The sequence below is a fragment of the Terriglobia bacterium genome (genome assembly GCA_020073205.1).
Lineage (GTDB): Bacteria > Acidobacteriota > Polarisedimenticolia > Polarisedimenticolales > JAIQFR01 > JAIQFR01.
Genome location: JAIQFR010000057.1, coordinates 1 through 26,776, shown reverse-complemented (window position 1 = coordinate 26,776; position 26,776 = coordinate 1). Strand labels below are relative to the sequence as shown.

19 protein-coding genes are annotated in these 26,776 nt (G+C 69.5%); 13 read left to right on the top strand and 6 right to left on the bottom strand.

The genetic code is table 11. The annotated features are described in order from the left end of the window. Positions 1-675: GAF domain-containing protein (locus tag LAO51_12710; GenBank protein MBZ5639599.1), on the bottom strand; the 675-nt coding region annotated here is incomplete at its 3' end. 192 nt (positions 676-867) lie between these two features. On the opposite strand from LAO51_12710, the gene LAO51_12705 reads away from it, so the two are divergent. The 8 genes from LAO51_12705 (at position 868) to LAO51_12670 (ending at position 12,090) form a co-directional block, all read left to right on the top strand. After that, on the top strand, positions 868-2,088 hold the full coding sequence (locus LAO51_12705; protein MBZ5639598.1) for an ammonium transporter: 1,221 nt from the start codon (positions 868-870) through the stop codon (positions 2,086-2,088). A 3-nt stretch (positions 2,089-2,091) separates the two neighbouring features. Beyond that, complete coding sequence (locus LAO51_12700; GenBank protein ID MBZ5639597.1) at positions 2,092-3,231, top strand: porin; 1,140 nt, start codon at positions 2,092-2,094, stop codon at positions 3,229-3,231. 181 nt (positions 3,232-3,412) lie between these two features. Beyond that, complete coding sequence (locus tag LAO51_12695; protein ID MBZ5639596.1) at positions 3,413-4,699, top strand: efflux RND transporter periplasmic adaptor subunit; 1,287 nt, start codon at positions 3,413-3,415, stop codon at positions 4,697-4,699. Continuing rightward, positions 4,696-5,913, top strand: a complete 1,218-nt coding sequence (locus LAO51_12690) for an ABC transporter permease (protein ID MBZ5639595.1) — start codon at positions 4,696-4,698, stop codon at positions 5,911-5,913. The genes LAO51_12695 and LAO51_12690 overlap by 4 nt, the downstream gene beginning before the upstream one ends. Before the next feature lies 1 nt (position 5,914). Further along, positions 5,915-7,177 (top strand): ABC transporter permease, encoded by a 1,263-nt coding sequence (locus LAO51_12685; protein ID MBZ5639594.1) that lies wholly within the window; start codon positions 5,915-5,917, stop codon positions 7,175-7,177. 131 nt (positions 7,178-7,308) lie between these two features. Beyond that, the gene (locus LAO51_12680; protein ID MBZ5639593.1) at positions 7,309-8,895 is read left to right on the top strand and encodes an alkaline phosphatase family protein; all 1,587 of its coding nucleotides are present in this window, start codon (positions 7,309-7,311) and stop codon (positions 8,893-8,895) included. A 446-nt stretch (positions 8,896-9,341) separates the two neighbouring features. Continuing rightward, a complete protein-coding gene (locus LAO51_12675) occupies positions 9,342-11,510 on the top strand; it encodes a hypothetical protein (protein ID MBZ5639592.1) in 2,169 nt (722 codons plus the stop codon). Positions 11,511-11,529: 19 nt separating this feature from the next. Continuing rightward, complete coding sequence (locus LAO51_12670) at positions 11,530-12,090, top strand: hypothetical protein (GenBank protein MBZ5639591.1); 561 nt, start codon at positions 11,530-11,532, stop codon at positions 12,088-12,090. Here LAO51_12670 and LAO51_12665 read toward each other — a convergent pair whose 3' ends face one another. Continuing rightward, complete coding sequence (locus LAO51_12665; GenBank protein ID MBZ5639590.1) at positions 12,091-13,641, bottom strand: hypothetical protein; 1,551 nt, start codon at positions 13,639-13,641, stop codon at positions 12,091-12,093. Beyond that, positions 13,638-15,107 carry a trypsin-like peptidase domain-containing protein gene (locus LAO51_12660; protein MBZ5639589.1) on the bottom strand — a complete coding sequence of 490 codons (1,470 nt, stop codon included), beginning with the start codon at positions 15,105-15,107 and terminating at the stop codon, positions 13,638-13,640. Before LAO51_12660 ends, LAO51_12665 begins: the two co-directional genes overlap by 4 nt. Before the next feature lie 301 nt (positions 15,108-15,408). Between LAO51_12660 and LAO51_12655 the strand changes: the two genes are divergently transcribed. After that, positions 15,409-16,614: a DUF4388 domain-containing protein gene (locus LAO51_12655; protein MBZ5639588.1), complete on the top strand. Its 1,206-nt coding sequence runs from the start codon at positions 15,409-15,411 to the stop codon at positions 16,612-16,614. Positions 16,615-16,631: 17 nt separating this feature from the next. On the opposite strand, the gene LAO51_12650 is transcribed toward LAO51_12655, so the two are convergent. Both LAO51_12650 and LAO51_12645 read right to left on the bottom strand, forming a co-directional pair. Further along, positions 16,632-18,218, bottom strand: coding sequence for a TonB family protein (locus tag LAO51_12650; GenBank protein MBZ5639587.1), 1,587 nt, complete (start codon positions 18,216-18,218; stop codon positions 16,632-16,634). Positions 18,219-18,422: 204 nt separating this feature from the next. Next, complete coding sequence (locus LAO51_12645; protein MBZ5639586.1) at positions 18,423-19,253, bottom strand: alpha/beta hydrolase; 831 nt, start codon at positions 19,251-19,253, stop codon at positions 18,423-18,425. A 162-nt stretch (positions 19,254-19,415) separates the two neighbouring features. Here LAO51_12645 and LAO51_12640 point away from each other — a divergent pair, with 162 nt between their 5' ends. The 4 genes from LAO51_12640 (at position 19,416) to LAO51_12625 (ending at position 24,815) form a co-directional block, all read left to right on the top strand. Next, positions 19,416-20,315 (top strand): redoxin domain-containing protein, encoded by a 900-nt coding sequence (locus tag LAO51_12640; protein MBZ5639585.1) that lies wholly within the window; start codon positions 19,416-19,418, stop codon positions 20,313-20,315. Positions 20,316-20,607: 292 nt separating this feature from the next. Continuing rightward, a complete protein-coding gene (locus LAO51_12635; GenBank protein ID MBZ5639584.1) occupies positions 20,608-20,850 on the top strand; it encodes a type II toxin-antitoxin system VapB family antitoxin in 243 nt (80 codons plus the stop codon). Next, the gene (locus tag LAO51_12630) at positions 20,837-21,232 is read left to right on the top strand and encodes a PIN domain-containing protein (protein ID MBZ5639583.1); all 396 of its coding nucleotides are present in this window, start codon (positions 20,837-20,839) and stop codon (positions 21,230-21,232) included. The genes LAO51_12635 and LAO51_12630 overlap by 14 nt, the downstream gene beginning before the upstream one ends. 220 nt (positions 21,233-21,452) lie before the next feature. Then, positions 21,453-24,815 carry a PDZ domain-containing protein gene (locus LAO51_12625; GenBank protein MBZ5639582.1) on the top strand — a complete coding sequence of 1,121 codons (3,363 nt, stop codon included), beginning with the start codon at positions 21,453-21,455 and terminating at the stop codon, positions 24,813-24,815. Positions 24,816-24,852: 37 nt separating this feature from the next. Here LAO51_12625 and LAO51_12620 read toward each other — a convergent pair whose 3' ends face one another. After that, positions 24,853-26,574, bottom strand: a complete 1,722-nt coding sequence (locus LAO51_12620; GenBank protein ID MBZ5639581.1) for a tetratricopeptide repeat protein — start codon at positions 26,572-26,574, stop codon at positions 24,853-24,855. Positions 26,575-26,776: the final 202 nt, after the last annotated feature.

The window sequence follows — 26,776 nt, the reverse complement described above, 5'->3', positions numbered from 1 at the left end:
CCCGAGGGCCCACCGCGCCCTCTGGTGCGAGAGCGCGACCCCGAGAGAGGCCGCGGCCTGCTCGTAGCGTCGCATGTCGGCGCGGGTGAAGCATCCCCGGGCCGAGTTCCGCATCTCGAGCAGGCCGGTGTTCTCGGACCCGACGGTCAGGGGGATGATCGCCAGGGAGCGAAAGCCGAAGTCGGGTCCGAGGACCGGAAGCGGGGTGCCCCTCGGGGGCGCGACGGAATCGTGCACCTCCTCCACGTCGCCGGTCCAGAAGCTCCCCCGCGGGGTGAAGCATGAGAGCGCCGGGTCGAACCGGCGCTCCGCCACCATCCCGCAGAGGATCTCGACGGCGTCCGGACCGCCTGGGGCCGGCACGCCCTCCTCGGCGGGGCGTGGCTCCCGCTCGAATCGGAACGGCATCGGATCACCGCGAGACATCTGGCAGCGATACCCCTCCTCCGCGGCCTCCCGGTGGCGAAGCTCGATCCAGTCGCAGCCGGAGAACTCCAGGAGCATCTGCGCGACCTGCGCGAAGAACTGCGCCCTCGGGATGCCCCGTGTGGCCTGGACGTGCAGCCGACTCAGGAACGCGCCGACGTCGCCCGGCGATCGAGCGGCCTCGAGGCGGCGCGACCGGGCGGGACGCGTTCGAGGCACGGTTCGACTGCGGCGATTCTCCCCGGTCATGGGGGGATTATCGTGGCCCCTCTGCCCGTCGCGCAAGGACTCGGAATCAGCATCGATCCACGACATCGACCGCCATCTTTGTCCGTATTCATGGGCGAAATCGATTGACATCGCCCGGGCGACGGGGTACTTTCCCCCAACCTGACGGGGAATTAATCCCCACCCTTTCGTTCGTCACCAGGAGGAAGCGTCATGTCGGGACTCGACACCGGGAACACCGGGTTCATGCTGCTCTGCTGCAGCCTCGTCATGCTGATGACCCCCGGGCTGGCGTTCTTCTACGGCGGCCTCGTCGGACGGAAGAACGTCCTCGGCATCATGATCCAGAGCTTCGTCTCGATGGGGTGGACGACGGTCATCTGGTGGGCCTGCGGCTTCTCGCTGTGCTTCAGCGGGGACGTCGGCGGGATCATCGGGAACCTGGACTGGGCGTTCATGCGCCACATCACGCTCAACACGCCGTCGCCGAACCCCTCGATCCCGATGATCGTCTTCGCCGCCTACCAGATGATGTTCGCGATCATCACCCCGGCGCTCATCACCGGCGCGTTCACGAACCGGATCACCTTCAAGGCTTACATGCTCTTCCTGACGGCCTGGCTCCTCTTCGTCTACTTCCCCTTCGTCCACATGGTGTGGGGGGGCGGCATCCTCCAGAAGTGGGGCGTCCTCGACTTCGCCGGCGGCATCGTGGTCCACAACATCGCGGGGATCGCGGCGCTCGCGTCGGTCCTCTACGTCGGCAAGCGCCGGGTCGAGGACCGGGGTCCCCACAGCATTCCGCTGGTCGCCCTCGGCACCGCCCTCCTCTGGTTCGGGTGGTACGGGTTCAACGCGGGCAGCGAGTTCCGGGTGGACTCCGTGACCGCCGTCGCGTTCCTCAACACGGACATCGCCGCCTCGTTCGCCGCGGTCGCGTGGCTTTGCATGGACTGGATGGTCTCGAAGAAGCCGAAGTTCCTCGGCCTCCTGACCGGCGCCGTCGCGGGCCTGGCGACCGTGACTCCCGCAGCCGGCTACGTCTCGCCGTCGACGGCGGCGCTCATCGGCGTCGTCGCCGGGGTCGTCTGCTTCTACGCGGTCGCGCTGAAGAACAAGCTCCGCTGGGACGACGCGCTGGACGTCTGGGGGGTTCACGGCGTGGGAGGATTCCTCGGCATCGTGCTCCTCGGGATCTTCGCCACCACGGCCTTCAACCCGGCCGGCACGAACGGCTTGCTCGCTGGCAACACCGCGTTCTTCTTCAAGCAGCTCGCGGCGGTGGCCGTTTCGTCCGTCTGGGCGTTCGCCTTCACCCTCGGCATGCTCTGGGTCATCGACCGGATCACGGTCGTCAAGGTCGACAAGGCGCAGGAGGACCTCGGCCTCGACGAGGCGATTCACGGGGAGAAGGCCTACCTCGAGGGGGTGTAGGCCGTGCGGACGCCGCGCTTCCGGAGCCCGGCGAGGGCGGCCGCGGCCGCTCTGCTCGGATGCGCCCTCGCCGTCCTCCCCTGCGCCGCCTCGGACCCGCCGAAGCCCTGGTACGAGCAGCTCACGGTCAACGCGTTCCTCTCCGCCAGCTATTCGTACAACTTCAACCGGCCGGAATCGGGCTTGAACCGTTACCGCGTGTTCGACTTCGACGACAACACGTTCAAGTTCGACGTGGCCGAGATCGTGCTCCAGAAGCCGGTCAGGGAGCCGCTGGACGTGGGCTTCCGCGTGGACGTCGCCTTCGGCTCCTCGATCCCCCGCGTGGTGGCCGCCGCGGACGTCGGGAGCGGGAGGGAAGGGGCCCAGGACTACGACGTGCACCAGGGGTTCCTGACCTGGATCGCGCCGGTCGGCTCCGGCCTCAAGCTCGACTTCGGCAAGTTCATCACTCACCACGGGTACGAGGTGATCGAGGGGTACGACGGCTACGACGACAACGCGACCCGGTCGTTCCTCTTCGGCTACGCCATCCCCTTCACCCATACCGGCGTGCGGGCCGCCTATGCCTTCAGCGGAAAGGTGTCCGCGATGCTCATGGTGGTCAACGGCTGGGACAACGGGAAGGACAACAACGCTTCCAAGTCGGTCGGGGCGCAGGCGACGCTGACCCCGACCGCGTCCCTCACGATCTACCTCAACGGCATGACCGGCCCCGAGCGCGACGGCGACGACCGCCACGCCCGAACGATGCTCGATCTCGCCGCGACCTTCAAGGCGAGCGACCGGCTGTCGTTGGGGATCAATTTCGACCGCGGGAGCGAGGAGGACGCGCCCGTTACCGAGGGCCTCTCTAGGAACGCGTCCTGGGGCGGCGGCGCGGTCTACGCGAAAGTGGCCGTGACGCCGAAGCTCTCCCTCGCCCTGCGCGCGGAGCAGTTCGACGACTCGGACGGCTTCAGGACCGGCACGGCGCAGAGGCTTCGGGAGATCACGCTGACCCCCGAGTACCGCGCGAGCCCGCACCTCGTGCTGCGGGGGGACCTCCGCCTGGACACGTCGGACGCCGAAGTCTTCGAGAAGGACGCCCGTGCCGCCGACCGCCAGGCCACGGCGCTCTTCAACGCGATCGTCGTCTTCTGATCCGCCCGCCGGCGGGGCCATAGCGGCAGCGCAGGGGCCTCGCCGGGCCGCCCCGGCTAGTATTCTCGCGGCGGCGCCAGGCGCCCCGGGAACCTCCGGCCTGCGCCCACGTAACTAAGGAAGGTCCGGACATCCGCCCGCCCCGGGGGATCCTCGGCGGGCGCCTGGGGAGTCGCACCTCATGACGAAACGAGCCAAGATCGCCATCGGGATCGGGGCGGCCGTGGTGGTGCTCGCCGCCGCGGGCTACGCGGTCCAGAAGCGGAAGCCGGAGGGGATCCGCGTGCGGACGTCCAAGGCGGAGCGGAAGGACCTCGCCTCCCTGGTCACCGCGAACGGCACCATCCAGGCGCGGACCAAGGTGGACCTCTCGGCGAACATCATGGGCCAGATCACCAAGCTCGACGTCCGGGAGGGGGACACCGTGAAGCAGGGGGACCTCCTCCTGGTCATCGACCAGGCGCGCTACGCGTCCGCGGTGGACTCGAGCCGATCGGCGCTCGACTCGCTCGGGGCCGAGCTCGCGCGTATGAGGGAGGGCGCCGCGCAGGCGAAGCGGGATCTGGACCGCGCGACCACGCAGTACCGGGACCAGATCCTCGCGGCAGCCGACTTCGACCGGACGAAGAGCGTCTACGACCAGGCGGTCGCCGGCGTCGAGAGGGCGGAGCACCAGGTGAGCCAGGCCCGGGCCGACCTCGCTTCGGCGCGCGACGCCCTGGACAAGACGGAGATCCGCGCGCCCATGGACGGGGTCGTCACCCGCCGGAGCGTCGAGCAGGGCGAGGTCGTGGTCACGGGGACGATGAACAACCCGGGGACGGTGCTCATGACCATCTCCGACATGTCCGCGGTGGAGGCGGTGCTCGACGTGGACCAGACCGACGTGCCGCTCCTGAAGCTCGGGCAGCCGGCCTCCGTCCTGGTCGACGCGTTCCCCGGGAAGCCGTTCCCCGGCGTGGTCTCGGAGATCGGCTCGAGCCCGATCCGCGGCACGACCTCCCTCGGCCAGGCGGCGACCGGCACCGACTACGAGGTCAAGGTCCTGCTGACCTCCCACCCCGCCGGGATCCGGCCCGGCCTCACCGTCACCGCCGACATCACTACGGACACCCGCAAGGGGGTCGTGACCGTGCCGATCGGCGCTCTCGTCCTCAGGAGCGAGGACGAGAAGAAGGGAGGCCCCGCGAAGGCCGAGGACGGCGCCGAGAGCCGGCGGACCGACGACCAGATCGCCACCGTCGCCTCCAGGACCCGCGACGTGGAGGGGGTCTACGTCGTGAGGAGCGGCAAGGCCGCGTTCAAGCCGGTCACGACCGGCATCAAGGGCGAGCTGGACCTCGAGGTGACCCTGGGCCTCGAGGAGAAGGACGAGGTCATCGTCGGGCCGTTCAAGGCGCTGCGCGACCTCAAGCCGGATGCGAAGGTCGTGGTGGACAACACCGAGCGGGCGGAGTTGGAAAAATGATCGCCCTCGAGGTCGCGCGCATCTCGCTGGCCTCGATCCTGGCCCACAAGCTGCGCTCGTTCCTCAACCTGTTCGGGATCATCGTGGCGGTGACGACGATCGTCGCCGTGATCTCCGTCGTCTCCGGGCTCAACGAGTACGCGGCGAACCTCATCGGCCAGCTCGGGCCGAATACGTTCGTGGTGAGCAAGTTCGGCATCATCGCGAGCCGCGAGGAGTTCCTGCGCGCGATCCGGCGCAAGGACCTGACCGACGACGACGTGGAGGCGGTGCGTCGCCTGGTCCCGAAGGCCCTCCGCGTCACCGGCCGGATCTTCGGTTCGAAGGCGGTCTACGGCGACGGCCGCCGTCTCGCGGACACGATCATCGCGGGGGCCGGGCCGGAGTTCCCGTGGATGGTGGGAATCGAGCTTCAGGACGGCCGGTTCTTCACCGAGGGGGAGGCCGGCGCGTCCCGCGCGGTGGCGGTGATCGGCACGGACGTCAAGGACGAGCTGTTCCCGCACGTCGACCCGATCGGACGGATGGTGGCCGTGGACGGCAAGCCGTTCCGCGTCATCGGGCTGACCGTGAAGCAGGGGCGGGCCCTCGGACAGAGCCAGGACAAGTTCGTGTTCGTCCCGATCGGCGCCTACGAGAAGGCGTTCGGGAGGAGCCAGACCGTCGACATCTTCGTCGAGGCGCCGGACTCGGCCTCGCGGGCTGCGGTGCTCGAGGCAACCCGCGTCGCGCTCCGCGCGCGTCGCGGGACCGGCTTCCGCGATCCGGACCCGTTCGGGGTCGTGGATGCCGAGGCGCTGAACGCGCTCTGGAAGAACCTCACCTTCGCGGGGTTCGCTCTCGTGATCTGGATCTCCTCAATCTCGCTCCTGGTGGGGGGCGTCGCCATCGCCAACACGATGTTCGCCGCGGTGATCGAGCGCACCCACGAGATCGGCGTGAGGAAGGCGGTGGGCGCCCGCGGCCGCGACGTCAGGCTGCAGTTCCTCCTCGAGGCCGCGACGCTCTCGTTCCTGGGCGGCGTCGTGGGCGTGCTCCTGGGATGGGCCGCCTCCGCGGCGGTCGAGGGGCTGACCCCGTTTCCCGCGCGGGTCACGCCGCTCCTCGTGCTGTCGGGGCTCGCGGTGTCCACGCTCTCGGGGGTCCTCGCCGGCTGGCTTCCCGCCATCCGCGCCTCGCGCCTCGACCCGGTCGAGGCGCTCCGGGAGGAGTGAGATGATGCGGCTCCGCGCCGGTCTCGCCGCCCGGCGGGAGAACGTCGCGTCGGCGTTCCGCTCCATCCGCGAGCAGAAGCTCCGCTCGTCGCTGACCTGCCTCGGGATCGTCATCGGTGTGGCGACGGTCATCGTGATGGTCTCGCTGATCCAGGGGTTCAACGAGCGGTTCATCTCGGCGTTCCGGCAGTTCGGAGCGACCCTGGTGCAGTTCCAGATCCACGAGGACGAGTTCGGCGGAGGCCCGCCCCGCGAGGAGGAGCGCCTCCGGCCGGTGCTCACCGTGGACGATGCGCGGGCGATCCAGCGGTACGCGTGGGCGATCCGGTACGTCTCCCCCGAGCGCTGGCAGTTCTCGCAGACGGAGGTCCGTTGGCGCGGCGCGCGGGCCAACGGCGCCACGGTGGGCGGCGTGACTCACCAGTACCCCGACGCCAACAGCCACTTCGTCGAGCACGGCCGCTTCTTCACCGAGGGAGAGGAGCGCCACGCGGCCGAGGTCGCGGTGATCGGCAAGGGGATCGTCGAGGCGCTGTTCCCCCGCCTCGACCCCCTGGGTCGCGTGATCGAGATCAACGGCCGCCCGTTCAGGGTCGTCGGCGTCTTCGAGGACAAGGGGGGTTTCCTGGACGGCGGGGGCGCGAACTCCCAGATGGTCATTCCCATGGGGATCTTCGACCGGATCTGGCCGGAAACGCAGAAGACGTACGGCTGCGTGATCGCGACGATCCCGTGGAAGCCCGAGTGGCTCAACCTGGCCATCGAGCAGGGCACGGAGATCCTGCGCGACCGGCGGGGGCTCCGCTTCGACCAGCCGAACAACTTCGCGATCCGCACCCCGGACCGGTACATCCGGCTGTTCCGCCAGATCACCGGCGGGATCAGCGCCGCGATGATCGCCATCGCCGGGATCAGCCTGGTCATCGGCGGGGTGGGCGTGATGAACATCATGCTGATGAACGTCACGCAGCGGACCCGGGAGATCGGGATCCGGAAGGCGCTGGGGGCGCGGCGCCGGGACATCCTGCAACAGTTCCTGACCGAGGCGATGACCCTCACGATGGTCGGAGGCGCGGCAGGAGTCATGGCGGGGCTGGGCGTCGCGCGCCTCGTCGCGCAGTTCAGCCCGTTCCCGGCGACCTTCTCCCCCGCCGCGATCGTCGCGGGGCTCGTCGTGGCCGCCCTCGTCGGCCTGTTCTTCGGAACCTACCCCGCCTGGCGCGCCGCGCGCCTCGATCCGATCGAGTCGCTGCGCCACGAGTGAGGCGGCGCGCTCGAGCCGGGTTGGGCGCATTCCCATCGGTCGCAAGGAGCCTCTCTTCGACGCCGTCGGTGGGGCTTGCGTCCTCCACCCGCGAAGTGGTACCACGGGGCCTCGCGATTCGGGAGGCGGCGATGAGGCGTCTTCTTCTCAGCGTTCTTCTCGCAGGCGCATTCTCGGCGGCCTGCCAGGCGTTCGCGGCGCCGGCCGAGTACCTGGCGCTCGTGGTGATCGACGGCATGAGGCCGGACTACATGAGCCTGGCGTCGATGCCGAACCTGAAGAAGCTCATCGGCGACGGCGTGTACTACGACGGAGCCTGGGTGGGGGGCGTGGTCAACAACACCCCGCCGAGCCACGCCAGCATTTCGACCGGGTGCTTTACGCGCACGCACGGAATCGTGGCGTTCACGTGGAAGGACCCCGCGACGAACCGGGAGAGCAACCTCACGCGGCCGCAGCCCATCGAGAACGGTGAGTTTGCGAAGGTGATCTCGGACCATCACGTCCCGAGCATTGCGAAGTCGCTCAGGGAACGCTATCCCGACGCCAGGACGGTCGCCGCCGGGGCCCACAAGTTCCACGCGGTGGCCGGGCTGGCCGGAGACAGCGCCGATTACTCCATCTTCATCGGGGGACGCCCGGCCGGTGAGCAGGGCGAGGAAGGCTCGAGCACGGACATCGGCGAAGGTGATTTCGTCAGAGGCCAGCGGCCTCCCGCGGAGAGCATGCGGAAGATCATGGCCCTCACGACGGCCGGCGACGACTGGGGCATGGACGCCGCCATCGTCATGCTCAACGACGTGAAGCCTCGGGCACTGCTCGTCAACCTGCCGGCGGTGGACGGCACGGGCCACGCGGTAGGCGGTCGACGGAGTCCCGACAAGATGACGCCCGTGCTCGAGAACGCCGACAAGCAGGTCGGCAAGCTGATCGAGGCCTACAAGAAACTGGGCATTTACGACAAGACGGTCTTCGTGGTCACCGCGGACCACGGGATGATGGAGAGCCAGCCGCCCGTCGCGTGGGAAACCGTCGACAGGGCCGCGGACAAGGCCGCGGTCGGGATCGTCACCTCGAGCGGCACCGGAGCGATCTGGATTTCGGATTCCTCGAAGTCGAAGGAGGTCGTCGATCTCATCATGGCGGCGAATCCGCCCGCGGCCGCGGCGGGGTACTACAAGGCCAGGGAAGGCGGCGAGTTCGTTTACAAGCCCGCCGATGCCACGGCCAAGTCCATCGATCCCGGACTGGCCAAGACGTACGCGTACCTCATGAGCACCATCGCGTGTCCGAACGGACCGGACATCTTCATCTGCTCCCGCGAGATGTCCAGAGTTCCGGCCGGTTTCCCCAGGCGAGGCAAGCACTACCAGCTCGCCTGGAGCACACAGCACATCCCGATGGTCTTCGCCGGTCCCGGTGTGAGGAAGGGCGTGATCTCCCATTCCCCGGCCCGGCTGGTCGACATCGCGCCGACGGTCCTGACGTTGTTGGGCGTGCAGCCGAAGGGGATGGATGGCCTGCCTTTGGCGGACGCGATGAAGACCCCTGGCTCCGCGCTGACCCAAGCACAGGAACAGACCAACCGAACGCTCATCCCGCTGCGCGACGCGCTTCGCGACCAGCCGAAGTACGAACCGGGTGACAACCCGACGTTGCCCGGCAGGGCTAGGGCGGGTGGGTACAGGCCGTCGTCCCGGGCACCAGGAGGAGAATGAGCCTGGGTGCTGGCGTCGGCGCTGGGAGGCCGGGTGACATGAGGGCCCCTGCTCGGACGTGGCCCTCGGATCCGCAGCCTTGACGTCCTAATCTCTCTCAGCGGTTCCTAACCCAGGCGATCACGTTCGTTATACTCGGCGGAGTCGTGGGCGTCCTCGCCGGCCTCCGCCAGCCGCGCGCGCCATACCTCCCAGGTTGCCCCCTCGCGAACGAGGAACCTATATTTTCCTCATTATGGGCGAGCGGTGGTGTAGCCGTAACCTGAAGGGAGCAGCATGGCCGCAGGCCGCAGTACTTCCACAGCGCACGGGCCTCGCCGACCGGACGTCGCGACCGACGCAACATCCGGCGGGAAAGGGCTCGCCTCATCGCGGCAGATGATGGGACACCGGATCGGGGGCGACTGCGGCATGGAGCCGACGCGAAAGAAGGGTGGGAGGCATCGATGAACAGACTCGTGAGCGGAATCGTGGGCTCGATCCTCGCGCTCGGGATCGCCGCCGGTGCCGAGCCGCCGGGGCTGATCGGCTACCAAGGGGTTCTGCGGGATGCCTCGGACAAGCCGCTGAACGGCACCTACGACATGATCCTCCGCTTCGTGGACGCGCCCTCGGGAGGCACGCTCCTGCTGACCGACTACCACACCGGCCCGAACGGGGTCGTGGCGAGCGGCGGGCTCTTCACGGCTTACCTCGGGGGCGGGACCCTCTCCCCCGGAACCGAGGCGACGATCCAGGGGGTCTTCGCGAACCACCCGGCGGTCTACGTCGAGGTCCAGGTGGGGTCCGAGACCCTGAGCCCGCGGTTGCAGGTCGTCTCCGCGGGCTACGCCCTGAACGCCGGGCGCGTCGGCGGTCAGGTCGCGGGCGATTTCCTGGACAGGAGCTCGGTGGCGCAGGTGAAGTCCGGGCAGCTCACCGCGAACGGCGGCCTCGTGGGCAACGGCGCGGGTGCGGTCACGGGGGTCGAAGGAACGAGCGCCGGCGGCACCGGGGTGAAGGGAACCTCCTCCGCGGTCTCGGGCACGGCCTACGGAGTCTACGGGAACAGCGCCAGCACGTCGGGGTTCGGCGTGATGGGCGAGGCGACCGCCGCGAGCGGGGACGCCCGAGGCGTGTACGGAAAGACCGCGAGCGGCGCGGGAACGGGAGTGCTCGGCTCGGCGCTCGCCTTGGCCGGGGACACGGAAGGGGTCCGCGGCCAGAGCACGAGCCCGACGGGCAAGGGGGTCGTCGGCGGCGCGTTCGCCACGAGCGGATCGACCTACGGCGTGTACGGCGAGAGCCAGAGCCCGGACGGCGTCGGCGTCTACGGACACGCCATCGCCACGACGGGTAGCACCACCGGCGTCGGGGGGGAGACCTTCAGTTCGCTCGGGACGGGTGTCGCGGGCGTCGCCCACGCGGCCAGCGGCGACGCGTGGGGCGTCTACGGCGCCACCACCAGCCCCGACGGGTGGGGCGTTTTCGCCGACGGAGGCCTGGCGGTCGTCGGTGACCTGGTCGTCACCGGGGGGAAGAGCTTCGTGACCGAGCACCCGACCGCGCCGGACCAGGAGATCCGTTACGCCTGCATCGAGGGAGGCGAGGTCGGCGTCTACCAGCGCGGGGTCGCCCGGCTGGGCGCCGGGGAGGCCCACGTGACCCTCCCCTCGCACTTCCCCCTCGTGGCGTCCGGGAGGATCACGGTCCAGGTGACACCGCTCGAGGCGTGCGGCGGCCTGTACGTCCCCGAGGACTCGATCGCCCCCGGCGGATTCAGCGTTCGCGAGCTGGGCGGCGGGGCGTCGAACGCGAGGTTCTCCTATCTCGTGATGGCCGAGCGGACCGGGTACGAGGGCGCCGAGCCGGTACGGCCCGTCTCGCTCGGCGACAAGGTCCTGATCTCGAAGCGCCTCACCGTGGACCAGCGTGCCGCGCTACGCGAGGCTCTCGGGCGCGTGGACGAGAAGAGCCTCGACGGGGGCACACGGGCGGATCTCTACGCGTCCCTGCAACGGGGAGACTTCGATGCCGCGTGCCGCCTGCTGGGCGGCTGCCCAGCGAAACCTCCGTCGGTTCCGTCGCTCGGTCGGAGAGGGCGCGAAGCGAGCCCGGCGCCGGAGACGCACGCGCCGGCCGCTCGCGGATCGTCCTTCACCGCGCGCCGTCCCGAGGCGGGAGAAGCGCGAGTCGAGGCGCAGCCGCATCCTCTCCCAGGCAACGAGCGCGGCAGCGCCCCGGCATGCACCTTCCAGCGCGTCTTGCTGGCCGAGCCTCATCCCGTGAGCGAGCAGGTCGAGGCCGGGGACGTGGTCGTTATCGACCGTGCGCGCGGCGACACGGTCCATCTCGGAGCGGTCCCCCTCGACCCGGGCGTCGTGGGCATCGTGGCGGAGGTCCCGGACGCGATCCAGCCCGGGAGCGAGGCTCCGATCGTCCTCGTCGGCACCGCCCTTTGCAAGGCGGACGCCGGGTACGGCTCCATCGGCGTGGGCGACCTCCTGGTCGTTTCGCCGACGCCCGGCCACGCCATGAGGTCCGCGGCCCCCGCGCCCGGCACGATCCTCGGCAAGGCGCTCGAGCCGCTCGATGACGGCACCGGTCTCATCAAGGTGCTCGTGATGCCCCGCTAGGGACGCGCGAGGAGCTGCCATGAAGAGACGGATCGCCGTCGCGGCACTGCTGCCGGTCGCGCTCGCTCTCGCTCTACCGCCGCTGCAAGCGCAGCAAAGCGCGAGCTACAGGCTCGCCGAGTTCGTCCTCAACGAGGGCGGCCACCCGAGCCAGGGAGCCGCTCTGACCTCGACGAGCTACCACGTCAAGTTCGACGCCGTCTCTGACGGCCTGGCGATGGGGCACACCCTGACGAGCGCGTCGTTCCGCTCCGAGGCCGGCTTCGTCGGCAGGTACCCGCCCCCCGGCGAGGTCGCGAATCTCTTGTGCTCCGACAGGACGACGCTGGTCTGGCACCCCGAGAGGTCGGCGGGGACCTACAACGTCTACCGGGATTGGATGAGCGCCCTCTCGGGACTCGGCTTCGGGGCCTGCTTCGCTCGCGCTCTCTCCGGCGCGACCGCGAACGAGCCCGGCGATCCGCCGGCGGGCTCGTCTTGGTTCTACCTCGTCACCGCGGAGAACCGGTTGGGGGAAGAGGGCAGCAAGGGGGCTCGGAGCAACGGAACGGCCCGAGGCAACCCGGAGCCGTGCCCCTGATCAGTGCGGCGGCGCGGCCCCCGCGGGGCCTCCGTCCCCCGGCGAGGGGGACGGCTCGGCGCAGGGCGGACCGAGGTCCGGCAGCTCCGGGGTGAGGCGCTGGCGCTCGGAGATCCGATAGGTCGCGAGGATCTCCTGCGTCGCCGCCTCGAACCGCTCCGCGTCGAGCACGATCTCGGCCGGCGAGGCGCCGGGCGCGGTCATGAACCTCTGGAACCCGTCCACCGGGTGACGCAGCGCCTCGACGGCCGACGAGACGGTGTCCACGGGCCGGCCGTTGATCGCGGTGATCACGAGATCCTCGAGCTGCTGGTAACCGAGGTTGAACGCCGAGGGCAGGACGTTCACCAGGATGAGAACCCGCCGTCGCCCGGCCTGTTGATCGGTCGCCGCGGTCTTGTTGAGGGCGAGCAGCGTCATCGGGGCGCGCTTCGACCAATCCCGGCCCCAGGCGCGCAGGTACGTGGCGTCGAGCTCGCGAAGGACCAGCCCCCCGGCGATCACGAAGGGTGGGCCTCCGGTTCGCGTCTCCGGTATCAGGTCGAGGGCGGCCTCCTCGCGCCGGAGCGGCACCTTCAGCTCGACGGTCTTTCCGGCGCGGAGCACCTGCGCCGGTATCGCGTCGCCGGCGGCGTGGCCGTCGGCGGGAATGTAGCCGAACCGGATCCGGCCGTACCTCGGGTGCTCGTAGAACCCGGTGGCCTCGATCGCGTACCCGTCGAGCGAGAGCAGGACGTCGCGAGGGCGCAGGGCGCCGCAGCCGGAAGAGCCCCGAGGCGTCTCCGTGACGACGACGCCGCGGGGCGCACCGGACAGTCCCAGGAACGCGGCCAGCGCCGGATCCTCGCCGGACTGCCACTCGACGCCGAGGGCCGCCATGCCGCGGTACGGCCCGTCGGCGCGGGCGAGCCTCAGGTACGACTGGATCAGGTCCGCCGGGATGATGGGCAGGGTCCTCTCCGACTGGGATTCCGCGAGCCCCACGAGCTCGTCGGCGGCGAATACCGGCTCCGCCCGGCCTCCATCCTCCATGTTCGTGGTGGCGATCAGGAAGGGGTGGGCCAGGCTGCTGTACTTCGTCTCCCGCACCTCCACGCGGGACACCCGCGTGGGGGACACCTCGATCTCCCCGTTCTTCCAGCGCACCGCGCTCAGGTCGCCTTCGGACGGCGCGGCGCCCGCGAACTCGACGGGCTCGAGGTCGTCGACGAAGCCGGGACACTCCGCGGCGAGCAGCGCCAGGTTCAGGTCCGCGTCGAGGTGGACGATCCGCACGCGGTCGCACGTCGTGGCGCCCCGCTTCTCGAGCTCTATCATCGTCGCATTGCGGAGCATCTCCGCCGTCGTCAGCAGAGATCGGTCCTTGAGGAGGACGGCGTTCGCCGGCCGCCGGCCGGGATTGAGCTTGGCCCAGGGGCGGAATTCGTTCCAGTCCTGGTAGGTCACCGACAGCCGGAGCACGCGATCCGCGTAATCGGGCTGAGGCCTCCCGGCGGCGAAGGCGCAGGCGACGGCGAGACCGACGCACGGAAGCCAGACGAATCGCTTCAAGGCGCCTCCTTCTCGCCGAGGTAGCGGTCCGCCGGAACGCCGTAGCTCTCGAGGATCTCGTGCTGCGCTCGCTGCGCCTGCTCGCGGTCGATCGCGATGAGCCGGCCGGCACCGGCGAACTCGATGACCACGTAGGGGCCTTTCGCCTTCTCGATGGCATCGACCAAATCGCCGAGGCCCAGGATCTCGCGCCGGTCCACGCGCGCGACCATGATGTTCCGGTTCCACGCGATGTGCGCGTTCACCGGATGGTCCAGCGTCCGCAGCAGCACGACCCGCTCGCCCCGGGCGAGCGCCCGGTCGAACTTCGGCCGCTCGAACAGATCGTAGAGGAGCACCTTGTCGGCGTCCTGGCGCCAGTCGTTTCCGTACGTCTTCACCATCTCCCGGTCCAAGGGCGTGAACACCAGCCCGGCCCAGACGAAGTACCGCGGGCGGCGGTCGTAGGCGTTGCCGAGACGCCTCGAGGCCTCGAAGGGTCCGAGCGGGACCGACAGCTCGCGACGCTCGCCGCGGCGCAGGATCCGCAGGCGCAGCGTGTCGCCCACCTGCCGCCGATCGACGACGACGCCGAACGGGAGCCGGAGCGGGCCATCTGCGATGGTCCCGTCGTTGCCGATGGCCCGGCCCTCGATCTCGAGCAGCGCGTCCCCGGGCTCGAGCAGCCCCTCGGCGCTCGACCCCGCGTACACGCCATCCACCCGGACGCCGGACTCCCGTTCTGCCATTCCCAGGGCCTTTCGGGCGGCGGCGTTCTGGAGACCCGACCACCGATCGCCCAGCTCGGGGTAACCGTCGTAGCGGCCGTCGGCGACGTCGGTCAGGAAGTGCCGGACGACCTCGCAGGGGATCAGGAAGCCGACGCCTTGCAGCCCCGGCGTGTTCTGAAAGGCCACGCCGACGACTTTCCCCTCCTGGACGACCGGACCGCCGCTGTTGCCGGGGTTGATGGCCGCGTCGGTTTGAACCGCGAGATGGCGGTCGACGCCGGAATGGACGTAGACCTGCATCTCGATGCGGGACACGACCCCCCGCGTCGAGGAGATCTGATCCCCCTGGGCCGGATAGCCGTATGTCTCCACGGTGGATCGCAGGGCCGGAAGGCCCCCGAACTCGAGCGGGGGCGTCCGATCGAGGAGCCCCGCCTCGACGGGGCGCACCAGGGCCAGGTCGCAATCGTGGCCGGCGGTCACGACCCGCGCCTCGTGGGGGTTCGGATCGCCGTACAGGAACACGATCACCATGCGAGAATCGGCGACGACGTGGGCGTCGGTCATGATGAGTCCGCCCGCGATCACGAAGCCGCTGCCGGTGAGCGTCTCGACGGATCCCGAGGACCACGGGCTGTACGCATCCGTGGCCTGACGCTGGCTCACGATCCGGACCACCGAGGGCTCGAGCGGCGCCGCGCCGGGCGCGAGGGCGGTGGCCGCTACGAGGGCGATGGCGGCGCAGGCGGATTTCACCCGAGGCCTCCCCTTCGGCGGGAGCCATGGCGGCCGGACCGCGCCGGCCTCGCTGGACGCATCTCCCGGCGAGACGACCGACGCAGGATCGCGCGGCCCCGCCCTCGTGTCAATCGGTCGGGGAGGATCCTGTAGGGAGGATCCGGGCCAGCCACTGGAAGAGGATCCGGAAGAACGATTGACACCGCCGCCGCCCTCCGATACCCTCCATGGCAGCTCGCAACCGGGCCGCACACGGGGGTCGGCCCGCCCAGACGTTCGGAGACGGATCCTCGACCAGGCCAGGAGGGAGGCGAGCGCCATGTCCCTTTTCGGCACCTTACCCGAGATACGTCTTTCCGACCTGCTCCAGCTACTCGCGGCGTCGCACAAGACCGGCCGGCTTCAGGTGGTGCAGAACCACCGGGCGACGAACGTCTTCTTCCGGAACGGCCGTGTCGAGAGCTGTTCCGCGGACGATCCCGCCAAGCTCCTCGGTCAGTTCCTGCTCTTCCAGGGCGTGATCACCGAGGACGTGCTGCGACGGGCGATGGCCGAGCAGGAGGCGACGGGAGACAGCCTGAGGACGATCCTCGTCTCGAGGCAGCTCGTGACCGCTTCTGAGCTGGAACGCATCGTCCTGGCCAAGGCCGAGGAGACGCTCTACGGGCTTTTCGACCTGGAAGAGGCCACGTTCTCGTTCAGGGAGAACGTGGCCCCGGGACCGAAGGACACCGCGGTGGTCCTCGACGTTGCCGACATCGTCGTCCGAGGGATGGGCCGGATCGCGGAACGGCAGCGGATCCGAAAGCTCTTCGGCGATCCGGCCACGCTGCCGCAGCGGACCGACCGACCCGTTTCCAGCCACGTGTTCGACGACTGGCCGACACGGCAGGTCTACAAGGCGGCGGACGGCGAGCGCACGGTGGGAGAGATCGTCCTGCAGGTCCACGGAACCGAGTTCCTGACGACCCGGCGCCTCTTCGACCTTCACGCCCTGGGGTTGATCGAGGTCGCCGGCATCCGGCCGCGACCGGTCTCTCCGCCGGTCGACCACGACCGGGCGCGGGAACAACGCGAGGATCTAAAGCACGGCATTCTCCCCCTGTCGGCGTCCCCGACGAGTCCGGCGTCCGCGGCGTCGGACGAATCGGGCGAGAACATCGATCGCGCGAGGGCTCTCATCGCCGCGGGCGACCCCGAGGCCGCGCTGGTGATCCTCGGCGACGCGCACCGGGACGACCCGAGCGACAGCGCCGTCCGCAGGCTCATCGCTCAGGCGGAAAAGGTCCTCCTCGACCAGATAACCCGGGGCGGGCTGTCGCCCGAGAAGGTGCCGGTGCGCATCGTGCCCTTCGCGGAGCTGGGACGAGAGGGGCTGGCACCCGCCGAGGAGTTCATCCTGAGCCTCAGCGACGGCTCCTGGGATGTCCGCTCGCTCTTGTGGGTCTCGCCGATGCGGGCCGTCGAGGTGGCATCGATCGTGAACGGTCTCAAGGAGCGTGGGCTCATCGAGCTCCGCGACTGAAGGGGCGGCGTCAGGTCTCAGGGCTGGAACGCGATCCGCACCGTGATCCGCGTCTTCACGGGCACGCCGTTCTTCGTCGCCGGGCTGTAGGTCCACGTTCGCACGGCCCTGATCGCCGCGGCGAGGAAGTCCTGGCGGACGGAGCGGTCCTCGGGCGCCGCTTCGGTCACTCTTCCCGTCTCGTCCACGAGGATCCGGAGCACGACCGCGCCCGAGATGCGCATCCGTCGAGCGAGCTCGGGATAGGCCGGCTGCGCGTGGGTCTTGGCGACCGGAGGCGCATCCACGCTGCCGAGCTCGACGAGATCCCCGGGGTGGATCGCGGCCGGCGACGAGGGGGCTGCCGTCGGGGGCGGCTCCGAAGTCGTCGGCTCCGGAACGACCGCCGAAACGGGCCCCGGGGAACTCCCGCTCGCCTCCTCGGACTCCGGGAAAGCCTCGGGCAGGGTCGTGACGGGCACCAGCGACTTCTCCGGGGCAGGAACGGGGAGGGGATCGGGCGGGACGGGGTGCGCGACCGAGGGCGCGCGAGCCGGCGCGGTCGTGGTCGGGACGGCGCTTCCCGACTCCTTCGTCGTGGATTCCGGGCGTGGAGGCTTCGCGGCGCTCGAACCGTCGACGAGCGGGTGCGAACGGGGTTCTACAGTACTGCGCTCGGGGGTGCTCGTGACGCGAGGAGCATCCGCGTGATCGTCCGGCGCCGCGGCCGCGGGTCGGCTCTCCGTCGATGCCGCCGGCATCCGGTCGAGCGCCTCGGACGACACCGTGCGGCCGACGATCGACGGCTCCGTCGCTCGAGCCTCGAGTCCGGGGTGGGTTCGAACCCAGGCGCTGCCGATCGCGGCAAGGAGACCGGCCCCGAGCGCCGCGGCCGCGAGGACCTTCCCCCACGGGAGCCCCGTGCGCTCCGGCGCTTGCCGCGGGGCCTGCGCCCATTCGGGTTTATCGGCCGCCGGCACCGCGACCTTCGGGATCGGCGAGGCCACCGGCCTCGGTGGGGCCGGGGGCGGAACTTGGTGCTCTTCCTGGATGGCCTTGGGAGGCGCGGCCGTCGGCTCCAGGGCGCTCGGCGGCTCTTCGACCTCGATCCGCTTCGAGGGCAGGCACGCGTCGAGCCGCTCGAGAATCTCCGCGGTGACGGCCGCCGGCTCGCTGCCGTCGGAGAGGACTCCTCGCGAGGCGACCCCGTCGGCTTCCGTCCCCCGCGGGGTGTCGTCTGGAGGCTCGGCCTGGCACCCCGTCAGGTACTCGTTGCAGGTGTCGACGAGCGTCTCCGGGTCGATCGGCGCGACGATGTAGCCACTGGCGCCGGCGGCGACGGCCTGCGAGCGGCCCTTCTCCGCGGGGGTCGTGCCGAACACCAGGATCGGCGTCCGCCCCTTGGGATGCGTCTTGCGGATCTCACGGCAGAGCTCGAGCCCGGCGACCCTCGGGAGGATCATCTGCGTCAGCACGAGGTCGGGGTTGACGTGCCGGAACGCTTCGAGCCCCGCGACGCCGTTCTTCGCGACCGTGACGTCGTAGCCGGCGCGGGAGAGAGAGCCCAGAGCGATCTCGATGCTCGTCGGATCGTAGTCGACGAGAAGTACCGATGGCTTCGTCATGTCCGACTCCGCGGACGGTCGTGGAGCCGTCCGCCGGCGGCGCTCGCCGACGACGGTCGGACCGGCCCCCCCCTTTTCGAAGCAAATTCCGTTCTCGCCCCTACGATTCGGCAATGCCCACCGCTGGCGCGACTCACGGAGCGGGCGGGCCGGCCACTGCGTCACGGAAACGAAATGTGACCTACGTAATCGTCGCCGACGGGATCACGGTCGCGGCAGCGGCGGGACCCCCGAGGCGCCCAGGAACGCGTCCACCTCCGTCCAGAGCGCGGGATCGTCCGGCGCCCAATCGTCGTGGTCGCGGTCCAGGAGGACCCGCCGGGAGCTTCGCGACGCTCGTTGCAGCTCGTCCGCCTCGCTCGCGGGAATCGTCCGGTCCCTCTTCCCGTGAACGATCAGCACCGGAACGTCGAGTTCAGGCAACACCGAGAGGGTGTCGAACGGATCGCGGACCAGGAACGCGGGTATCAGGTAGCCGCGCGCGAGCCGGGCCACGCTGGTGAAGCTCGACTGGAGGATCAGGGCCGCGGGCCGGCGCACGGCGGCGAGCTGCGCTACGACCGCGCCGCCGAGCGACCTCCCGTGGAAGACGATCTTCCTCGGATCCACCTCCGGCCTCGCCGCGAGGAGATCGTGGAACCGCGTGAAGTCTAAGACGATCCCGCTTTCGGACGGCGTGCCCGAGGATCGGCCGTAGCCCCGGTACTCGGGGAGGAGCACCGTGAATCCCCGATCGTGGTAGGCGCGTGCCAGGTCGACCTGGAAGTCGATCAGCTCCGCGTTGCCGTGGGCGTAGATCACCGCCTTACCCTTCGCTCCCCGCCCGGGGAGGAGCCAGGCCTCGACCTGCCCCGCGGGGATCTCGATCCAGAGCGACTCGAACCCGTCCGCCCTCGACGGGAACCCGGGCCCCGCGACCCGGCGCGGGAAGATCACGAGCCGCTCGAGGGACCAGCCGAGGCCCAGCCATGCGATCGCCAGAGCGAGCGCGCCGAGGACGACCCTTGCCGAAGCGGCCCACGGGAGGTGAGACATCGCGCACCGATCGTTAGTTCGCGGGCGTACTGCCTTTCATGGTACAGGCGCCGATGACGCTGACAAGTCACGTCCTCGACGCGACCTTCGGCGGCGGATGATACGATGTGCGGGATAGAGGTCCAAGCCGGAAATCCCGGCCGAGCCCTTCGCGAGTCGCCCGTGCCGAAGGAGAAGCCCAGGTCCGTTCCCCGTGACCTCCTCGCCGGTTTCCTGGCCATCGTGCTCGTGCTGGCCAGCGCCGTTCTCACACGATTCGCAGGGTCGGATCTGCGCGTGCTCATTGCCGTCACGGGATCGGCATTCTACTTCGCAGGCCTGGCTCGCGGGCTTTCCGCACCTCTCGCTCCTTGGATCAAGGCAGTCCTCGTGAGCTCGCCGGGTCTACTGGGCACCGCGGCGCTCATCATGAATGATGGGCTTCACCGCTTGGGGATTCCTGTCGCCGTGTCCCTCACCGCCATCCTGCTCACACTCGCCGGCGTCCGAACCCGACGGCTATGGGGGCCGGCTCGGCGGTCGAGCGTCCTTCTCGCCGGTGCCACCGCAATCGCGCTGGCCGGCTGGGTCATCGCGGTGGTCCCGACCCTGGTGATTCACTCTTCGTTGATAGAGACCGATCGCCCCGTCGCCGAATTCTCCGTGTCGGATTCCGAGGGCCGAGTCGTCAAGTCGAGCGACTTGAAGGGTCGGGTGGTCGTCCTGGCCTTCTGGGCCACCTGGTGTCTTCCCTGCCGCTGGGAGCTTCCGGAAGTTCAATCGGTCTACGATACGTTCAAGCAGAATCGGGACGTGACCCTTCTTGCCGTCGACGTGGATTGGGGAGGAGAAACGCGGGAAAGGTCCCGGCGCTTCTTCTCGGAGAGGAAGTGGACGCTTCCTTGGGCATTCGACAACGGCGGCGCGGCCCGTTCGCTCGGCGTGGATTCGCTCCCTACCGTGGTTCTACTGGACAAGGAAGGACGAATTCGCACGGCACACTACGGATACGACGCTTCGGAACACCTGGACCGGGTCGTCGTCAAAGCGGTCGAGGAGCTGCTCGCCGAAAGAGAGCACTGAGTCCGCGTGCCCCGGCTCCGTAGAACCGATGCGTGGACTCGCCTGCCTTGCGGCGCTGCGCTGGGCTGCGTCCAGTGTCGTAAGGCGGTCGTGTTTGTTCGACGATGAGGGTACGGACCGCGGGTGAGGCGAACGAGGAGAATCGATAGGCAAGAGAGTCAGCTCGATAGACAAGAAGTCAGATCGACCGGGCGTGGCGCCGAAGCGGCCAGCGCCAGCGCGCCCGCGGCTTGCTTCGAGGCTGGGATGAGGGTTCCTCGACCCAGCGACGGCACGGCGTCATACTTTGCGCATGAAACGTACGAATCTTGTGCTTGATGAGAAGCTCCTCGAAGAAGCGCTGCGACTCAGCGGCGAGAGAACCTATTCGAGGGCCGTGGAACGCGCCTTGAGCGAATTCGTCCTGAGGGTCCGGGCGCGTCGCATCCTGGACCTCGCGGGTTCCGGTCTGTGGGACGGGAACCTGTCGGAAATGAGGCGGGACCGGGTCGTCGGCGAGCGCACGCCGAGGAGTAAACGGCGTGGTACTCGTTGATACCTCGGTGTGGGTCGAGGTCTTTCGGAAGGCGACCCGCTTCCGACTCGAGTCCGTCGTCGCGACCGACGACGTCGCGACGTGTCTTCCCGTCGTCCAGGAGGTGCTTCAGGGATTCCGCGACGAGCGGGCGTTCGCGCTCGCCCGCGACGCGATGCTCTCCTTCCCCGTCGTGGAATCCCCGCTCCGGACCGAGGTCGTCCTCGAGGCCGCCAATCTCCACCGCGCGGCAAGGCGCGGAGGCCTCACCGTTCGCTCGGGTGTCGACTGCCTGATCGCAGCGTGCGCGATCCGGAACGGTCTTACGGTGCTGCACCGCGACCGCGACTTCGATCTCATCGCGCGGATCTCCAGCCTCGAGTCGCGAGCGATCCGGTTCTGACCGAGGATACGTCGGCCCGTCGGGGCATACCCTGTCGATTCAGAACCCCATTCACCGCGCCAACCCACCCGCGATGGAGCCTCACCCAACTCTCACATCGTGCTCGGGGTAGTCCACCCGGCCCGCGACCTGCCAGCTCACCCGGCGCCCCTGTAACTCACAGGCCCTCTCGCCGTAAACTGGCTTCCCTACGACTCATCCCACGGAGGCAACGCTCGCCATGAAGACCGCTCGCGTCTCGATCCCCTCGATCGTCCTCGGCCTCGTCCTCGCCGCCGTTTCCCCGGCGCTCGCGATCGACCCGGTGCACGACGCCAGGCTCCTGCGCTTCCCCGACATCCACGGGGACACCGTGGTGTTCTCCCACGGCGGAGACCTGTGGAGCGTGCCGATCGGAGGCGGGATCGCGACCCGCTTGACCACTTCCGACGGCCTCGAGGTGTTCCCGCGATTCTCCCCCGACGGGAAGTGGATCGCGTTCACCGGCCAGTACGACGGCTCCTCGGACGTGTACGTGATGCCGGCCGCGGGCGGCGAGCCCCGGCGCCTCACCTGGTACCCGGCGGAGACCGTGTCGGAGCGGATGGGCTTCGACAACATGGTGATCGGCTGGACCCCCGAGGGAAAGATCCTGTTCCGGTCCCTCCGCGGCCCGATCGGCGGGTTCGTCGGAGCGCCCTACGTGGTGAGCCCCGAGGGCGGGCCGGAGGAGCGGTTCCCCCTCCCCGAGTCGGGAATCATCTCGTTCGCGCCCGACGGAAATCGAATCGCCTACACGAGGATCTTCCGCGATTTCCGAACGTGGAAGCGGTACGCGGGAGGATTGGCGCAGGACGTTTGGATCTACGACCTCGGGAGGAGGACCCTCGATCGGGTCACCGACTGGGAGGGAACCGACACGCAGCCGATGTGGATCGGCGACGCGATCTACTTCCTGTCCGACCGCGAAGATTGGAAGCTCAACCTCTGGCGATACGACGTCGCCACCCGGAGGACCTCCCGCGTCACGAGCTTCAGGGAGTACGACGTCAAGTGGCCGCACTCCGGGAGCGGGAAGATCGTGTTCGAGAACGGCGGGTACCTCTACGTCCTCGATCCCGCCGCGGGCGAGCCGGTCAAGATCGTCGTGGACTTGCCCGACGACCGGAAGCTGGCGAGGCCGCGCTGGGTGGACGCCTCGAGCCGGATCACCGACTTCGCGCTGGCCCCCGGCGGCAAGCGCGCGGTCTTCGTGGCGCGAGGCGACGTCTTCACGGTTCCGGCCGAGCATGGGAACATCCGGGACATCACCGCCACCGAGGGCGTGCGCGAGAAGGGCGCCGCCTGGTCGCCCGACGGGAAGTGGATCGCATTCGTGTCCGACGCGACCGGCGAGGAGGAGATCTACGTGGTCCCGCAGGACGGGAAGGGGAAGCCCGTCCGGGTCACGAGCGGGTCGGACTCCCTGCACTACGATCCCGTCTGGTCCCCGGACTCGAAGAAAATCGCCTGGTCCGACCGCGCGATGCGCCTGTGGTACGTGGACGTCGCGGAGAAGCAGCCGGTCCAGGTGGACAAGGCGGACGTCTTCGAGATCAACGAGTACGCCTTCTCGCCGGACTCGAAGTGGATCGCGTACACGAAGGTGCAGAACAACGACCTCCCCGCGGTGTTTCTCTATTCGCTGGATTCGCGGGCGGTCACCCAGGCCACCGGCGGCTTCTGCCGCAGCTACGCCCCGCAGTTCGACACCGAGGGGAAGTACCTCTTCGTCCTGTCCGATCGCGACGTGAACCCGGTGGTCGGGAACTTCGAGGCCTCGTTCACGGTGACGTCGCCGACCCGTCCCTACGCGATCGTGCTCCGGTCCGACGCCCCGTCGCCGTTCGCGCCCCAGAGCGACGAGGCGAAGCTCGAGGGTGAGGAGAAGAAGGACGATACGGCGGCCGACAAGGGCGGCCCGAAGGCCGGGGCGGACAAGGACGAGAGGGGAAAGGGGAACGAGAAGAAGGAGCCGTTCCGGGTCGACCTCGAAGGGCTCGAGGATCGGATCGTCGCCTTCCCGGTGGCTCCGGGCGAGTATCGCGGCCTCAGGGCGGCGAAGGACCGCCTGTTCTACCTCGCGGCGCCGGTGGCCGCGCTCACGGGGCCCCCCGCCGGCGCGAGGCCGCGCCTCGTGATGTACGACCTCGACAAGCGGAAGGAGCAGACGATCCTCGATCCGGTGGAGAGCTACGACCTCTCCCCCGACGGGAGCCGCATCATCTATCGGAGCGAGAAGACTTACGGGATCGTGGACGCGAAGGAAGGCTCGAAGCCTGGCGACGGCAAGCTCGACCTCTCCGGCCTGCGCATGGAGCTCGACCCCGAGGCCGAGTGGCGGCAGATCTTCGCGGAGACCTGGCGGCGCGAGCGCGACTTCTTCTACCTCCCGGACATGGGGAAGATCGACTGGCCGGCGATGAGGCGGCGCTACGAGCCGCTCCTCCCCTACGTGAGCCACCGGGCCGACCTGACCTACGTCCTCGGCGAATTGATCGGTGAGCTGGAGAGCGGGCACGCGTACACCGGTGGCGGCGACGCTCCGCGACCCGACAAAGTGCCGGTGGGTGCGCTCGGCGCCGACCTCGAGCCCGATCCCGAGGCAGGCCGGTTCAGGATCGCGCGGATCCTCGAGGGTCAGCCGTGGATCGAGAGCCGCCGCTCCCCGTTGGCCGAGCCCGGCATCAGGGTCTCGGCCGGCGATTACCTGCTTGCCATCGACGGGAAGGACCTCACGGCGTCGGACGACCCGTATCGCTTTCTCGTCGAGACCCCGGGGCACACGGTCACGCTGCTCGTGAACTCCAGGCCGTCGCGCGACGGGGCGCGGGAGGTCACGGTGCGGCCGCTCGCCGGCGAGCAGGACCTGCGTTACGCCGACTGGGTCGAAGGGAATCGCAAGAAGGTCGATCAGGCCACGGGCGGCCGGGTGGGATACGTTCACATCCCGAACATGGGCGGCGAGGGGTTGCAGGAGTTCATCCGGCAGTACTTCCCGCAGATCCGGAAGGAAGGGCTCATCGTCGACGACCGGTTCAACGGCGGCGGCTTCGTCTCGCAGATGGTCCTGGAGCGCCTGCGGCGGGTCGTGATGGGGATGGGCGCGCCGCGCGGCGGGAGGCCCGGCACGTACCCGGACGCCGCGTTCAACGGCCCGATGGTCTGCCTGCTGAACATGTACTCGGCGTCGGACGGCGACATCTTCCCCTACTACTTCCGCGAGTACGGACTCGGCCCCCTCATCGGCACCCGCACGTGGGGAGGCGTCGTCGGTATCCGCGGCCTCGGGCCGAACCTCGTGGACGGAGGCTACGTCACCATGCCCGAGTTCAGCTCCTACAACCTCAAAGGCCAGTGGATCATGGAGAACCACGGCGTCGATCCGGACATCGTGGTGGACAACCTCCCGCAGGACGAGATGGCCGGGAAGGACGCCCAGCTCGAGCGCGCGATCCAGGAGGTGATGAAGCGGGTCGAGGAGAAGAAGCCGACGTGGCCGCCGCCGCCCCCCTCTCGCAATCTCACGAATCCCGACGACAAGACCGGGGTGGAGAAGCGGTAGCTTCGGCGGGCGCGGAACGGGAGGCGCCGCGGCAGGGTCAAGGAGGCACGGTCCCCCCGTTTCGGATGAAGGCGTCGAGCCGCACGCGGAGATCGGGCGATTCGGCCAGATCGCGCGCCTCCCTCGCGAACGCGACGGCCTCGCCCGCTTGCCCCGCGCTCCCCCGCGCGGCGACCAGTCGAAGGAGGACGGTGAGGAGCGTCTGGCGGGTGCCGGTGTAGGTCGGGTCGGCCTCGAGAACGCGCCGAAGCGCGGCCGCCGCCTCCTCGTCACGCCCCAGGCGGACGAGGGTCAGGCCGAGGTTGGCGCGTGCGAACAGATCGCCCGGGTAAAGGCGCAACGCGTCGTCGAACATGGCGAGGGCGTCCTGGACACGGCCGACCTGAGCGTACGCGACCGCGAGGTACGCGCTCGCTCCGGGCACCGTCGGCTGGAGGCTCCGCGACGCCTCGAGATGCGGGATCGCCTCGGCGGACCGGCCCTTGCCAACCAGGATCGAGCCGAGGGACAGCTGGGCGCCCCACGATCCTGGGTACTTCGCGACCGCGTCCGCGTACAGCGATTCCGGCGTGGCGAACGCGGCGCTTCGTTTCAGGGTGCACGCTCCGAGCGCCGCGAGCGAGGCCAGTCCCAGCACGAGGCCCAGCCGGCGTCCGCGCGCGCCGCGGGAGGACGCCAGAGCGGTCGCGGCCGCCGCGACCCACACGATCGGGCCCAGGCTCGGCAAGTAAAGGAACCGGTCCGCGGCGTCCGAGTAGATCAGGTAGAAGTAGTCCACGAGGCCGAGAACGGGTAGCAGCGTCAGGAAGAACCAAAGAGCCGCGGCCAGCGGGGCCCTCCCGATCCGCCGCCGCGCGGCGACCAGCGCGGCAAGGACGGCCACGACGGCGAGGAGGGGAAGCCAGGACGCCCAACGATGGGGATCGATCTCGGAGCGCGGGTAGACGAAGGCCAGCTTCGCCGGCCACGCGACCTTCCCCGCGTAGAACCCCACGAGGCGCCCCGCCAGAGCGAGCCGCTCGGCGAGATCCCGGTGAAGCCAGGCCACCCCCACCCCGCGGACCAGGCCGCGCTCCGCCACCCATGTCACCACCCCGGCCGCCAGGCCCAGCGCGAACAGCGGCGTCACGCTCGCCATGTCGCGGCCGGTCAGCCGGCCCCTCTTCCACCCGACCAGCAGGAGGACGGCAGGGGGCAGGACCAGCGTCACCGTCTTCGACAGGAGCGCCGCGGAGAATGCCACGAGGGTCAGGGCGTACCAGATACGGCCCGTCGCGCGCGACGGCGTCTCGCCCTCGACGGGACGCGAGCGGAAGTAGGCCCACAAGGCGGCGAGCAGGAAGAGCGTGGAGAGGACGTTGCGCCGCTCCGTGATCCAGGCCACCGACTCGACCTGGACCGGATGCAGCGCGAACGCCGCCGAGGCGAACCAGGCTCCTCCGATCCCGAGTCCGCGGAGCACGCGCCAGAGCAGGAGAGCGTTCAGCGCATGGAGGACGATGTTGACCGCGTGGTAGCCGCGCGGCTCGGAGCCCCAGAGGTGGTGCTCGATCCAGTACGAGGTGTAGGTGAGCGGGTAGTAGATACCCTGGGGCCCCCGGAGCTCCACCCAGGTCTCCCCGAGACCGCCGGCCGTCCTGAGACGGTCGTTGCGCTCGACGTTCTGGCGATCGTCGGAGACGAACGATCCGTCGAGCGCGGGCAGGTAGACGACGATGCTCGCCGCGGCGAGGAGGGCGGCGGCCGCCAGGACTCTCAATCGGTCCCGGCCGGGAATCGCGGAACCGGGTTCGTCGGCGGCTTTCCGGTGCGGATTCACGACGGGGGATTATGGGGGCGACGTTCGAGGCCGTCCAGTGGACAGGGGACCGCCCGGGGCGTCGATGCTCGACGCCCCGTTCCGAGCGCCGTCGTCCGGAGCGCTCCCGAGATCCCGTCGCTCCGGCCGGCGCCCCTTGAGT

Bases quoted from the DNA above. Each gene is read 5' to 3' on its own strand.
- LAO51_12705 (MBZ5639598.1), top strand. From the start codon at position 868: ATGTCGGGACTCGACACCGGGAACACCGGGTTCATGCTGCTCTGCTGC.
- LAO51_12695 (MBZ5639596.1), top strand. From the start codon at position 3,413: ATGACGAAACGAGCCAAGATCGCCATCGGGATCGGGGCGGCCGTGGTG.
- LAO51_12690 (MBZ5639595.1), top strand. From the start codon at position 4,696: ATGATCGCCCTCGAGGTCGCGCGCATCTCGCTGGCCTCGATCCTGGCC.
- LAO51_12685 (MBZ5639594.1), top strand. From the start codon at position 5,915: ATGATGCGGCTCCGCGCCGGTCTCGCCGCCCGGCGGGAGAACGTCGCG.
- LAO51_12680 (MBZ5639593.1), top strand. From the start codon at position 7,309: ATGAGGCGTCTTCTTCTCAGCGTTCTTCTCGCAGGCGCATTCTCGGCG.
- LAO51_12675 (MBZ5639592.1), top strand. From the start codon at position 9,342: ATGAACAGACTCGTGAGCGGAATCGTGGGCTCGATCCTCGCGCTCGGG.
- LAO51_12670 (MBZ5639591.1), top strand. From the start codon at position 11,530: ATGAAGAGACGGATCGCCGTCGCGGCACTGCTGCCGGTCGCGCTCGCT.
- LAO51_12655 (MBZ5639588.1), top strand. From the start codon at position 15,409: ATGTCCCTTTTCGGCACCTTACCCGAGATACGTCTTTCCGACCTGCTC.
- LAO51_12650 (MBZ5639587.1), bottom strand. From the start codon at position 18,218: ATGACGAAGCCATCGGTACTTCTCGTCGACTACGATCCGACGAGCATC.
- LAO51_12645 (MBZ5639586.1), bottom strand. From the start codon at position 19,253: ATGTCTCACCTCCCGTGGGCCGCTTCGGCAAGGGTCGTCCTCGGCGCG.
- LAO51_12635 (MBZ5639584.1), top strand. From the start codon at position 20,608: ATGAAACGTACGAATCTTGTGCTTGATGAGAAGCTCCTCGAAGAAGCG.
- LAO51_12625 (MBZ5639582.1), top strand. From the start codon at position 21,453: ATGAAGACCGCTCGCGTCTCGATCCCCTCGATCGTCCTCGGCCTCGTC.